Source organism: Spirosoma aureum (assembly GCF_011604685.1).
Taxonomy (GTDB): Bacteria; Bacteroidota; Bacteroidia; order Cytophagales; family Spirosomataceae; genus Spirosoma; species Spirosoma aureum.
In genome coordinates this window covers 5809657-5823146 of sequence record NZ_CP050063.1, presented here as the reverse complement: position 1 = coordinate 5823146, position 13490 = coordinate 5809657, and the positions used below count along the sequence as shown (strand labels likewise).

Here is a 13490-nt window from a genome sequence, read left to right as displayed (position 1 = left end):
AATTTGATTAGTTCGCTGAAAGCCTACTTAACGCTTCTGCTGTTGAATTTACAAAATTAATTTGCCGGGTTCTATTACTTTCAATAATAAAGTCTTTGATACTTTTACCCGGATATTTAGCGAAATCGCCAACTACAGCCAAACGAACCCGATAGGTTGAAAACTTTTGAAGCATTTCCCCAGCTATTCCTGATTTTAAATCAAAAAAATCGGGTGTAATATTTTCTTCATGAATAATTATTCTGTCAAAATCCTGGTAATATAAATTGCCTAATAAGTCTAATCCATCATCAGTTGTTTTAACCACAATAGTATCTGAAACTACTTCAGCAATTTTTATGTCATTTATTGTATGCGTTTTAATGTCCATGCCGTTAATTACTTCGATCTGTTATTAGTGTGCTTCGTAAGGAACACAATGATTTAGGGCTTTGCCTATTAAGCAAAGCCCAGATAAATAGATTTCATTCTGCACGGATTGGCTCCCACCGTCCATTATTCTTGGCAATATCGATCATTTTTTGCCCGAATTCTGTCATTAACCCTTCCTGTATCATTCTCCCTACGCGTTCTCTATTCGATTTGCTCCAATTACTTCTAGGTTTACGGGGCGAAAAACGTTGATATCGGCTTTCTATATCTCGTTTATTCGTCAACGAATCGATCCAGCCAAAACATAAGGCTTCTTCAACTGCTTCGCTGTAGTTAACGCTTTTTGTTTCACTGCCTTTATTATACAGAATTAAACATATTTCGGTTTTCGACTGACCATTCTTTTCCAGCCACTGCCGCCATTGTTCTCTTGTTTCTGCGTAGACCGTTTCCATGCCTTTATTCATTTCCATTATAAACCGATTGTTTACTTTGTGTTGGTGGAAGATAAAATATCAAGGTAGTGGCGGTTGTACATGATGCCTAAAATATTGCCAAACGGGTCGATGACTGACGCCGTAATAAAGCCTACACCGCGCTCTGTGATTGGCTCATGCGCTTTGGCTCCCAATGCTAAAAGCCGATCCAGCGCTTTTTGAATATCATCGACATGCCAGTACAATATGGCTCCGCCAGGGCCATTCATAGCGGTTTTGGGCATGTATTTTTTATCGATAATGCCCACCTCATGCTGGTAGTCGCCAACGCGAAACTCAACATAGGCTGGGTTTTCCTCATCGGGCCGCTGGAAATAGGGGTCAATGCCAAAAAGTTCAGTATACCACTTACAGGCTGCTTTCATGTCATCTACCCAGTAACTGACGTTGGCCATTCCGCGAAGCATTGCTTTTGGTTCAGTTTCCATTGTTTAACAGCTATTTGTTTCAACAAAGGTAAAGTGGCGGTGTGACAGCCCTATGTCAGGGGTGATTTTGCTTTTTTGACAGTTCGAAATACTCCTGCAACGTCATTTTGTGAGGTTCAAATTTCTCGTACTGAACATCTAACCGTCGGATACGGTCGAGCCTGAAAATCCTGAAATTTTTTCGTAAACGGCACCAGGCAACCAGCAGCCAATTTTCTTGAGTGCTCAATAAAGCAAAAGGCTCAATAATTCTTGTGCTTGTTTCGTTCGTATCTGGCTTTTGATAATCAATTGTTGTCAGGTTGAAATTCGTTAAAGCTAACTGCAAGCTTGCCAAATAATTACTTGTTTTGTCGTTTGAGTTGTTCTGGCTTACAATAATTCGACTGGAGAGTAATTCAGTATTTTCCTTTGTCTTGTAACGTAATACAGATTTTATTTTTTCGATCGCTGCCGTATACTCATTAACGAACGACGCGTCTTTGTTTTTTGAGACGAATTTTTCCGCAGTAATCAATGCATTTGCTTCACTTTCAGTAAAACTTACCGGTGGAAGCCGGTAACCTTCCATTAAGGAATAGCCTTTTCCTTCTTCCGTTATTATAGGAACACCTGATTGTTCTAAAGCCCTGATATCACGGTATATTGTGCGAATGCTAACATTAAATTTACTCGCAAGTGCTGTTGCTGTAATGAGTCGTTTAGTCTGCAATTGCGTAAGAATTGCCGTTAGTCGCGAAAGCCGTTTTGTATCGTTGTCATTCATTACATGTAGGACAGCCGCTATTAGTTGCTGAGTCTTTTCGCATCGGGTATAAACAATCCTTACACCAGCTTTAACAAACATAGACAACACCAGTATTATACCAAAATTGACCTATTTTAATAACTATATAGCCCTCCTAATGCATACTTTAAATTTTTATCGTGACCGTTGTTTGGCAATTGAACATACAGATTCATACAGCCTAGTTTTAATTTTATTAGTATCATATTTTTGGTGAATGGAGTACTAAGATTCGGATGTCTTATTGATACTTATGAAATGAATAGTAATAGGGCTTGTGGTTACTTATTAATGGTTGTAGAGTTGTCCTTTAGCACATTTACCGGACATGACCTTTCTTGCCTACTAGTTTTTCCTAAACATTAACAATTCAGTTGGGTATGTTTTGGAATCGTGTTTCTTTGCAGATTATGAAAACTTTATTTCGACTTTCGTTCCTGCTGTTCGTTGGCTTGATGGCTATGACTGCAGCCAAACCAACCCGTGTCGTTTTTTTTGGGGATTCCATCACCCAGGCGGGTATCAAACCCGGTGGTTACATTGACCGCCTGAAGACGCTTCTACCAACCGATCAGTTTGAACTGATTGGAGCTGGTATTGGAGGGAATAAAATCTACGATCTATTCCTTCGCATGGACGACGATGTGCTGGCCCAGAAGCCCGATGTTGTCGTCGTTTGGGTAGGTGTTAATGACGTTTGGCATAAAGCGTCCTCCGGAACAGGAACTGACCCCGACAAATTTGTGAAGTTCTACGAAGCCGTTGTGAAAAAGCTACAGGCTGCCAATGCGCGTGTCGTCTTGTGTACACCAGCTGCCATCGGCGAAAAAACGGATATGACAAACCAGCAGGATGGTGATCTGAATCAGTATAGCCAGTTTATTCGTGATATGGCTAAACGGCATAATCTGCCACTGGTTGATTTACGGAAAGCCTTTCTGGATTATAACCTGAAAAACAATCCCGAAAATAAAGAGAAAGGAATTCTGACGACCGATCGCGTTCACCTGAACGATGCAGGTAACCAGTTTGTCGCCGAGCAGATGCAGAAAGTGCTCTCTACCGTAAAATAACTACCTACTTGGATTCGTAGTTAAGTACGAATTCAGGCGGTTGATAGAAAGTTTGGATAACAATCTAAAGGGCATTTAGTTGATTCGTTGTTCGAATAACATTCTGTCCACGACCACTATATGCATACTATTCCCCTCGCCGGTTATCGGCACAGTGCTGTTGACCGCTTTTTGCGGTACGTTCAAATTGATACACAGTCAGACCCTCAATCAGAAACCAATCCGAGTACCGAAAAACAAAAAGATCTCAGTCGAATACTCGTACAGGAATTGACCGAAATGGGTCTGACTGATGTCGAACTCGACGAGTGGGGCTATGTTTACGCTACCATAACGGCAACGACTGAAAAGACTAATGTCCCAACGATTTGCTTTTGTTCGCATGTCGACACATCGCCTGACGTAACGGGAGCTGGTGTAAAACCGATCATCCATTTCAACTGGAATGGTGCCGATATTGTACTTCCAGACGATGCCACGCAGGTAATTCGGGTAGCGGATCATCCCGACCTCAGGCACCAGCTAGGCAATGATATCATTACGGCAAGTGGTACTACCTTGCTTGGTGCTGATAACAAAGCCGGAGTTGCCGAAATTATGGATGCAGCGCAGTATCTACTGACTCATCCTGAAGTGAAACACGGTCGTATCCGACTCCTGTTTACACCCGATGAAGAAGTAGGCCGTGGTACGGAGAAAGTGGATATTCAGAAGCTGGGTGCCGATTTTGGATATACCATTGATGGCGAAGCACTTGGGACCCTTGAAGACGAAACGTTTTCGGCTGATGCAGTCAGGATAACCATTCAGGGTGTCAGCACGCACCCTGGTTTTGCTAAAGGTAAGCTTGAAAATGCGCTGAAAATAGCCGCTGATCTGCTGGCTACGCTCCCTAAAAATGCGCTTTCCCCCGAAACGACCGAAGGAAAAGAAGGCTTTGTTCACCCAACCCGTTTTGAAGGAAATCAGGATCAGGCGGTGCTGGAATTTATTATCCGCGATTTCACCGAAGTTGGTTTGCAGGAGAAAGAAACCTATCTGCAAAACAAACTCAATGATGTTTTGGCGAAGTATCCGGGCTCATCGGCAAAACTGGTCGTAAAAGAGCAGTATCGCAACATGAAAGAAGTGTTGGATCAGCATGTCGCCGTGGTCGACAATGCGCTGGAGGCTATCCGACGGGCTGGACTATCAGCCGAACGGCGTAGTATTCGTGGGGGGACCGATGGATCACGTTTGTCGTTTATGGGCTTGCCTTGCCCCAATATATTCGCTGGCGAGCACGCTTTTCATTCACGTCTGGAGTGGGTATCGGTTCAGGATATGCACAAAGCCGTTGAGGTCATCGTCAATCTGGCTCAGGTGTGGGAGGAGCGAAGTTAACGAATCCGTTGCAGGCTGGTCTGAGTGAATTTTATGCGTATATCTGCTTTAGATTAGCGAGAAAAAGCTCGTTTCAGCAATAAATCAGGCTAACCTTAAACAAGGCAATAAATAGATAGTCATTACTTTTGCGGAAAAGATAGTGATCTATGGCTCAGAAAAAGCCGAAATTTTATGTTGTCTGGCGTGGTCGTGAGACCGGTGTATTCGACAACTGGGACGACTGTCAGAAGCAAACGGCGGGCTTTGATGGAGCGCTGTTTAAAGCGTTTGATACCAAACCGGCAGCACTAAAAGCCTATAAAGACAAACCACACGTGCACATCGGGCAGGGCAAAAACGGATCGGCGAAGCAGACCGGAGCTTCCAGCCTGAAAGTGCCCGGTTTGGTCGGTTCGCCAATTCAGGATAGCCTGGTTGTCGATGCCGCCTGGAATACCGCTACCGGCGATATGGAGTACCAGGGAATTTATCTGGCCACGAAGCAGAAGCTCTTTCTCAAGGGACCCTATTCAGATGGGACAAACAACATTGGCGAATTTCTGGCGATTGTTCACGCACTAGCCCTGCTCCATCAGAAGAATAGTAACATTCCGGTTTATTCCGATTCCCGAACGGCCATTGGCTGGGTCAAAAAGAAGAAAGCCAATACCAAACTGGAAGAAACAGCACGCAATACAGAATTATTCGATTTGCTCGACCGGGCCGAAACCTGGCTTCAAACGCACGTTTATGCTAACCCAGTGTTAAAGTGGGAAACAACCGTGTGGGGTGAAAATCCGGCAGATTTTGGTCGAAAATAAAACGTATGCTATAAACCTGTGTTTTCGTTCAAGCAATTTACTATTCATCAGGAACGCACGGCCATGAAGGTCTGCACCGATGCGTGTGTGCTTGGAGCCTATGCCGATGTAGCCGGTGCACGGATTCTTGATATTGGTACTGGCACGGGTTTATTGGCACTGATGACTGCGCAGCGCAATCCGAATTCGCTCATCGATGCGGTAGAAATTGATGCGGACGCATTTGGTCAGGCTGCTGAAAATATAGCAGCAAGCCCCTTTGCCAAACAGGTTATAACCATACACGAACGCATACAGGACTTTATGGCCAGCGGGCGTAAATACGACCGAATATTAACGAATCCACCCTTTTATACGAACCACCTTCGCTCTCCCGATTCGACCGTTAATCGGGCACTTCATACCGATGAACTGCCTTTTTCAGAACTGATAGAAGCCGTTGTTCGATTATTGGAGCCAGAAGGGCAATGGTGGGTATTGCTGCCGCCCTACGAAACTGGGAAATTAGCTAAACTGGCCAGCGAAGCAGAACTAAGTCCATTCAGACAGCTTGCTTTGCGGCACCATGCGAAAAAGCCTGTATTTCGAATGGTAACTGGCTTTTCGTTCCAGGCCGACAACCGTTCCGACGAAGTATTGGACATCTATGAGCCAGATGGACGAACCTATTCAACTGCATTCCGGAACCTGCTCCGTGATTTTTACCTGATATTCTAAATACCTTTGTGAACTTCGTATCGACGTTGAGCACTTTGTGGCTAAAGTTTCGTTCATGAAGTAAAGAATAAAAGGTTCGAATTAAATGACTGAATTGCTTCAACTAACCGTTTTAATTCCGCTTTTCAACGAAGACGAGTCGCTGCACGAACTGCACGACTGGATCGTGCGGGTTGTAACGGAACAGCACTATACATACGAAATCCTGTTTGTCGACGACGGTAGTACCGATGACTCCTGGGCGGTTATCGAACGACTGGCGGGCGTTAACCCGAATGTTCGCGGGGTTCGCTTTAATCGTAACTACGGCAAAACGGCCGCTCTGCAAACCGGATTCCAGGCGGCTCGGGGCCAGATTGTGATCACTATGGATGCCGATTTGCAGGATAGCCCCGACGAAATTCCAGAGTTGTATCGCATGATCGTTGAGGATAAATACGATCTGGTATCGGGCTGGAAACAAAAACGCTATGACCCGATTACCAAGACTTTACCGACCAAACTGTTCAATGCGGTTTCGCGCTGGATTTCGGGGGTTCAACTCCACGATTTTAATTGTGGCCTGAAAGCTTACAAACAGAAGGTTGTTAAAACAATAGCCCCCACGCTGTATGGCGATATGCACCGGAACCTGCCCATTGTGGCTAACTGGAACGGGTATGGCCGGATTGGAGAGAAGGTTGTCCAGCACCGTGCCCGTAAGTACGGGACAACCAAGTTTGGCCTCGAGCGCTTCGTTAATGGCTTTCTGGATGTGCTGGTTATTGCCTTCGTACACCGGTTTAGTAAGCGGCCGATGCACTTTTTCGGCACATTTGGAACGTTATCGTTTTTTGTCGGAACAGTTCTGGCCGTGTGGCTTATCGTAGAGAAGCTGATCAATATCTCCCAGGGGGTGAAATTTAGAAATGCCACCGATAATCCGTTGTTTTACTTCGGACTGGTCGCCATTATTCTTGGCGTTCAGCTATTCCTGGCGGGCTTCCTGGGTGAAATGCTGGTCCGACAATCGCTGAATAAATCCGGTGAACACCAGGTTGCTGAGCGCGTTGGTTTCGCGGATCGAATAACTGTATAGTATTATTTCCAGCTTAAGTTAGACAGAATTTCTAGGTGAAAATAGGATTTTTTTGAGCAGAGTTTTCGGTTTTGGTCGATTAAACCCATGTTATATAAAACTTATCCTGTATCCGTTTAAAAGGAAAACAACTTAGTATAGTTTTCTCTTTGTATTTTTGTAGCATTAAAGGCATTCCGCCCCCTTTTTGTCAGGCCAAATGGCATTAACTGACGAAAAGTGGGCGGAATGTTTGTTTCAGCGAAACAACAAACATTGATTATTCCAGTTTTTTCTTTAAATCGTATGCAAGCATTTTTTGAGCCGACACAACTTGACCCTATGGCAAAAACACCTTCTAAAGCCCACCCCTGGCACGGTATTTCACCGGGCGAAAAGGCTCCGGATATTATTACCGCTTTCATCGAAATTGTACCGACCGATACGGTTAAGTATGAAATTGATAAAGAGTCGGGTTATCTGAAAATTGACCGCCCGCAGCAGTATTCCAACATTATTCCGGCGTTATACGGATTCGTTCCTCAGACTTACTGTGGCGATGGAATAGCCCAGTTAGCGTCTGATCGGTCTGGCCGTATCGTCGAACTGGGTGATGGTGACCCGCTGGATATCTGCGTACTGACCGAGCGCGAAATCACCCACGGTGATATTCTGTTGCAGGCGATCCCGATCGGTGGTTTCCGGTTGATCGACAAAGGCGAAGCCGACGATAAAATTATTGCCGTTTTGAAAGGGGATTCCATGTATGGTCAATACAATGACCTAAGCGAATTGCCCGTAGCTGTTGTGAAGCGATTACAGCACTACTTCTTAACCTACAAGAATTTACCAGACGAGCCAGCTGTCATGGAACTGGCAAATGTGTACGGTCGCGATGAGGCCCGTGACGTAATCCGGACCGCAATGGAGGATTATGCGAACATGCCTGCCTGATGCAGTAAGGTGATTTCTAAAACAACTGGGTAATTTGGTGAATGACAGGAAGTCGTTCGCTAAATTACCCAGTTGTTTTAGAACCCTGGTTGCTGTCAATACCTCATTTAACCAGTCAACCATTTATCCGCCGATTTGCGCACTCAACATTTTTCTGAAATATTGGCAACTATGACGCGTAATTTTGTTTATTATGTGTATTAACACACAACTCAATTAATAATACATGCGACAGTTTCTTAAGTATGTTTTAGCCACAATCGTTGGCTTACTACTGTTTTCGTTCGTCGGCTTTCTGCTGTTGATCGGACTAAGTGCGGCTTTGTCGTCATCGTCTGACCAGAAAGTTGAGGTGAAGGAAAATTCGGTATTGAAAATTGATTTAGATAAACCTATTGAAGAACGCAGTGCTGATAATCCTTTTAATGGTTTCGGACCTATCAATGCGTCTGGTGATGCCATCGGGCTTATTGAATTAAAGCAGACCTTAAAGGACGCCAAGGAAGACGATAATATTAAAGGAATTTATCTCCAGACAGAAAGTCCGAGCGCAGGCTGGGCCTCCGTTGAAGAGATACGTAATGCCCTGATTGACTTCAAACAGTCGAAGAAGTTCGTTTACGCTTATGCCGAAACGATGAATGAAAAAGGCTACTACATTGCTTCGATAGCCGATAAAATTTACCTGAACCCCGTTGGCGATCTGGAATGGAACGGCCTGGATGCTGAACTGTCGTTCTTTAAGGGAACGCTCGATAAACTGGGGATCAAACCGGAGATTTTTCGGGTAGGGGAGTTCAAAAGTGCCGTTGAACCATTCATCCGGGAGGACATGAGTGAACCCAACAAACGGCAGGTTACCTCTTTCATTAACTCAATCAACGATCACATGCTTGTCAGAGTGGCTCAAAGTCGTGGGTTGCGCGTTGATTCGCTGAAACGGTATGCCGATAAGCTGACCATTCAGAAACCCGCCGACGCACTCCGTACCAAACTGGTTACCAATATTGGTTATCAGGATGAGCTGGAAAGCGTGATTCGTAAAGAACTGGGCCTGGATGAGAAAAAGAAAATCAATTACGTGTCGCTCAGCAAATATGAACGCTCCGAATCAACGGACCCAAGCACGGAAGGAACCGGTAGCAATCGGATTGCCGTGGTTGTGGCTTCGGGAGATATTCATTCTGGTAAGGGCGAAGAAAATAGCATCGGCTCCGAAACCATTGTTGAGGAGCTACGCAAAGCCCGGCTTGACGATAAGGTGAAGGCCATTGTTCTGCGTGTGAATTCAGGCGGGGGTAGTGCGCTGGCGTCAGACGTCATGTATCGGGAAGTTGAGCTTGCCCGTAAAGTGAAGCCGGTTATTGGCTCCATGTCGGACTATGCGGCATCGGGCGGTTATTACATGCTCATGGGATGCGATAAAATTGTCGCTCAACCGAATACCATTACGGGCTCCATCGGCGTATTCTCACTGTTGTTCAATACCGAAACGTTCTTTAAAGACAAACTTGGCGTGACCTATGACCGTGTTAAATCCAATGAGAATGCGGATTTTCCGGCAGTAACGCATGAAATGACACCCTTCCAGAAGCAGACGTTACAACGGGCTACGGAGCGGATCTATGCCGATTTTACCAGTAAAGCGGCTGCCGGACGCAAATTGCCGGTTGATAGCATTCGTGCCATTGCGGGCGGCCGTGTCTGGACGGGGTCGCAGGGTAAAGCGATCGGTCTGGTCGATCAGCTTGGCGGACTGGATGATGCCATTAAACTGGCTGCCCAGTCGGCTAAACTGAAAGAGGGCGATTATAAACTCAAATACCAGCCCCGAAAGAAACCTTTCTTCGAGCAATTGATGAGCTCGTTTGGGGGTGATGAAGAAACCCGTGTTCAAGCTCAGCTCGGTGAATTGGCTCCCTATGTAAAGTACCTGAAAAAACTCAAAACGATGGAAGGCATTCAGATGCGGATGCCGTTTGAGATGACGATTCGATAGCCCGAATTAGCTTGTAAATAGAAAAGGCCCGTACGGTTTTAAGACTGTATGGGCCTTTTTTTGCCTGTCTACTTTGTTTACCTTGCGTATCATAAAGTCGATTCAATGAAGATCCTTCCGATTCATCTCGATCTGTTTGCACTAATTATCTTTCTGGGTGTTGCACAGGGAATTTTCCTGGGGATCTTCTTCCTGACGGGTGAGCGGGCGCGTAGCGTTTCGAATCGGTGTTTGGGCTGGTTTAATCTGGCATTGGCAGCAATTAGTGGCGAAATATTCCTGAATTATACCAATTACACATTCCGGCTACTTTGGACGGGTGATTTTGCCGAACCGTTTAACTTTGTACTGGGACCTTTATTCTACTTCTTCGCTTATAGCCGCTTATGGAAGAAACTGCCTCGACATTGGATCTGGCATATGCTGCCTTTCGCGATCTGGCTTATCAACGCCGTTACCTGGTTTTATCAACCCATCGAATTTAAATACAATTCCTATATCGATTCTCAGCATCCCGAGTTGGCGTACATTCATGCTGACTCGTATTTAGACGAAGATTTTACGGGGTTGCGTCGCTATATAAACCAGATGACCCTGTTCAGCTGTCTCGTTTATGCCATTCTGGCGCTCATAACATTATGGAAATCAGGCCGTAATAAGTCGACTGTGCATCAGGTTTCTGGCCTGACATCCTTACGTTTATTAAGCGGACTTTTTGCGCTGGTCCCCATTCTGATTATTATAGTCAAACCGCAGTTTTATCGGGATGTAGGTGATTACTTGTTGGCAACATACGTCTCCGTTACTATTTATGTAACGAGTTTTCTGGTGATGCGCGGGTCTGATTTTCTGCGGAATGAACCAGCAAAAGAGCCGGTCGTCATGGAGCCGGAATTGCCCGTTGAGCCCAAAAAGAAATATGAAAAATCGGCTTTATCGGAAGAGGTGGAAGAGGCTGTTCTCGCCAAACTCGCCCGCTTGCTCGAAACCGGAAAGCCTTATCTCGAAAGCGATCTGTCGCTACCCAAACTGGCCGAACGATTGAACACGAGCCCACACAATCTGTCGCAATTGCTGAACGATCGGCTTGGGCAAACCTTCTTCGACTGGCTGGCAACCCATCGAATAGCGGAAGCACAGCGATTGCTGAATGACCCGTTAACGACCAATCTTAAAATCGATGAGATTGCTGAGCGGGTTGGCTACAACTCGCCATCTGCTTTTCATACGGCCTTCAAGCGGTTAACCAATCAAACCCCGGCTCAGTATAGAGAATCGGCTGCAATACGCTCGGCCGGGTTGTCGACAACCGAGTCACAGGCTTCATCCCGGTCGGCAAGAACTTCATAAGGATCGGGAAATAGGGCATTATAGGCCTTTGTGGGGGATTTTTGGTACATCAAATCAAAAGACCCCAACATATGCAAGCATTCCCCCAATGTCCAAGAGCCCGATTCTTTTGGTGTATTTCCGTACTAATGCTTTCAGTCATTGACGTCGCCATGGGTCAAGCGGCCAATTCTGTAGAATGGCCTGCTTATGGGAATGATGCCGGTGGGATGCGATTTTCGCCCCTGAAGCAAATAAATCCAACCAATGTAAAGCAGTTAACGATAGCCTGGACATTCCGAACCGGTGAGTTAGAACACTATAAAGGGACGAGTGCCGACGAGAAAGCGGCATTTGAAGCAACCCCGATTATGGTGGATGGTACACTTTACTTCAGCACACCAACATCGCGGGTTTTTGCGGTAGATGCCACTACAGGCCAGAAAAAATGGGACTATAATCCCGATGTTTATCTACGCCAGGATTTATCCGAAATCACGTCGAGAGGAGTTTCATGCTGGCCCGCTCCCGCAGATAAGCGTGCTTCCGTAACAAGTGGCAAACGCATTTTCGTAGCAACGCTGGATGGTCGACTAATTGCCCTGGATGCAGTGACGGGTAAACCAATTTCGACCTTCGGGAAAGAAGGAAGTGTGGATTTACGCAAAGGCGTTGGCAATATCAGTGTGACCTCGCCACCGGCAGTTATTGGCAATACAATCGTGGTTGGCTCATCGATGGGCGATAATCAACGATTCAATTACGAGCGGGGCGTTGTGAGGGCCTACGATGCGCTAACGGGGACATTACGCTGGAGCTGGGACCCTATTCCCCGATCGAAAAATGAGGCAGGCTTTGCGACATGGAAAGGTCCCGAAGCGACACAAACAGGTGCGGCTAATGCCTGGTCGTTGATTTCGGCGGATGCCGAACGTGATTTAGTTTTTATCCCGACAACCAGCCCTAGTCCTGATTATTACGGTGGGGAACGTATCGGTAGTAATCTGTATGCCAGCTCTATTGTTGCCATACGGGCGTCAACCGGTAAAGTTGTCTGGCATTTTCAGACGGTCCATCATGATTTATGGGACTACGATAATGCGTCGCAGCCCCTGCTATTCACCTTCACAAAGAATGGCAAAGCGGTGCCTGCTGTAGCCGTGGGAACCAAAGTAGGCCATGTCTTTATTCTGAACCGGGAAACGGGCGTGCCGCTGTTGCCCGTCGAAGAGCGACCTGTACCCAAATCAACCGTTCCGGGTGAGGAAGCTTTCCCAACCCAACCTTTCCCATCCACTCTACCGTTGCTGGGTTTGCCAAAACTGGAAGCCTGGGGCCTGACTCCAGATGATAAAGCTGCGGCTCAGCGTCGCATCAATAGCCTACACTATGAAGGAATGTTTACTCCTCCTTCGCTACAGGGAAGTCTGGTTGCTCCGGGCAATGTAGGGGGCGTTCATTGGGGCGGTATGTGTTATGATCCCGAATCAGGTTTGCTCATCACTAACATTAATCGATTAGCAGCCTCTATTCGCCTGTTGCCTCGGGAGAAATTGGCCGAATCCGTTAAAAATGATCAGGAGTTGCTTCGGGCCGAAACGGGTATGCAGGCCGGAACGCCTTATGTAATGAAGCGGAGCTATTTATTTACAAGAGATGAACGTGGTGTTATCATGCAGACACCTCCGCCCTGGGGAACGCTGGTGGCGATAAATCTACAAAAGGGCGCGCTGGCCTGGGAAATACCGCTGGGCTATATGATGGACATAACAAAGTATCCGCAGGCAAAACAATGGGGTTCCCTGAATTTTGGCGGAGCTATTGCAACAGCAGGCGGGTTGATATTTGTGGCCGCTAGTCTGGATGGCCATTTGCGTGCCTTCAATACCCAGGATGGTAGCTTATTGTGGGAGGTTGCATTACCGGCAGGCGGGCAGGCTACGCCCATGACGTATCAGATCAATGGGCAGCAATACGTTGTGATTGCCGCTGGTGGCCACGGAAAGCTGGGAACGAAGCTGGGCGATTATGTTGTGGCCTACCGACTTCCCTAGTCGGGTGTTCTGGGGTAAACAGGCTTCGCCCCGGTCG

13 protein-coding genes are annotated in these 13490 nt (G+C 46.3%); 9 read left to right on the top strand and 4 right to left on the bottom strand.

What is annotated here, in order from left to right; all coding sequences use genetic code 11:
- Positions 1–7 precede the first annotated feature (7 nt).
- From G8759_RS23160 to G8759_RS23145, 4 genes are all read right to left on the bottom strand, one after another.
- Entirely contained in the window at positions 8–370 is a 363-nt protein-coding gene (locus G8759_RS23160; protein WP_167213211.1) for a DUF4180 domain-containing protein, read from the bottom strand.
- Between the two features lie 94 nt (positions 371–464).
- On the bottom strand, positions 465–845 hold the full coding sequence (locus G8759_RS23155; RefSeq protein ID WP_167213208.1) for a YdeI/OmpD-associated family protein: 381 nt from the start codon (positions 843–845) through the stop codon (positions 465–467).
- A gap of 14 nt (positions 846–859) precedes the next feature.
- Positions 860–1297, bottom strand: coding sequence for a VOC family protein (locus tag G8759_RS23150; protein ID WP_232073915.1), 438 nt, complete (start codon positions 1295–1297; stop codon positions 860–862).
- Between the two features lie 55 nt (positions 1298–1352).
- On the bottom strand, positions 1353–2063 hold the full coding sequence (locus G8759_RS23145) for a helix-turn-helix transcriptional regulator (RefSeq protein WP_167213205.1): 711 nt from the start codon (positions 2061–2063) through the stop codon (positions 1353–1355).
- A 431-nt stretch (positions 2064–2494) separates the two neighbouring features.
- Between G8759_RS23145 and G8759_RS23140 the strand changes: the two genes are divergently transcribed.
- From G8759_RS23140 to G8759_RS23100, 9 genes are all read left to right on the top strand, one after another.
- Complete coding sequence (locus G8759_RS23140) at positions 2495–3157, top strand: SGNH/GDSL hydrolase family protein (RefSeq protein ID WP_167213202.1); 663 nt, start codon at positions 2495–2497, stop codon at positions 3155–3157.
- Between the two features lie 120 nt (positions 3158–3277).
- Positions 3278–4540 (top strand): peptidase T, encoded by a 1263-nt coding sequence (gene pepT, locus G8759_RS23135; RefSeq protein ID WP_167213199.1) that lies wholly within the window; start codon positions 3278–3280, stop codon positions 4538–4540.
- Between the two features lie 149 nt (positions 4541–4689).
- Positions 4690–5343, top strand: a complete 654-nt coding sequence (locus tag G8759_RS23130; protein ID WP_167213196.1) for a ribonuclease H1 domain-containing protein — start codon at positions 4690–4692, stop codon at positions 5341–5343.
- A gap of 63 nt (positions 5344–5406) precedes the next feature.
- The gene (locus tag G8759_RS23125; RefSeq protein WP_167219203.1) at positions 5407–6060 is read left to right on the top strand and encodes a tRNA1(Val) (adenine(37)-N6)-methyltransferase; all 654 of its coding nucleotides are present in this window, start codon (positions 5407–5409) and stop codon (positions 6058–6060) included.
- 85 nt (positions 6061–6145) lie between these two features.
- Positions 6146–7138, top strand: coding sequence for a glycosyltransferase family 2 protein (locus tag G8759_RS23120; protein WP_167213193.1), 993 nt, complete (start codon positions 6146–6148; stop codon positions 7136–7138).
- A 285-nt stretch (positions 7139–7423) separates the two neighbouring features.
- A complete protein-coding gene (locus G8759_RS23115) occupies positions 7424–8071 on the top strand; it encodes an inorganic pyrophosphatase (protein WP_197933044.1) in 648 nt (215 codons plus the stop codon).
- 226 nt (positions 8072–8297) lie between these two features.
- Positions 8298–10070: a signal peptide peptidase SppA gene (gene sppA / locus G8759_RS23110; RefSeq protein ID WP_167213190.1), complete on the top strand. Its 1773-nt coding sequence runs from the start codon at positions 8298–8300 to the stop codon at positions 10068–10070.
- Between the two features lie 105 nt (positions 10071–10175).
- Positions 10176–11420 (top strand): helix-turn-helix transcriptional regulator, encoded by a 1245-nt coding sequence (locus tag G8759_RS23105; protein ID WP_167213188.1) that lies wholly within the window; start codon positions 10176–10178, stop codon positions 11418–11420.
- 128 nt (positions 11421–11548) lie between these two features.
- Positions 11549–13453 (top strand): pyrroloquinoline quinone-dependent dehydrogenase, encoded by a 1905-nt coding sequence (locus G8759_RS23100; RefSeq protein WP_232073914.1) that lies wholly within the window; start codon positions 11549–11551, stop codon positions 13451–13453.
- The last annotated feature ends 37 nt before the right edge of the window (positions 13454–13490 follow it).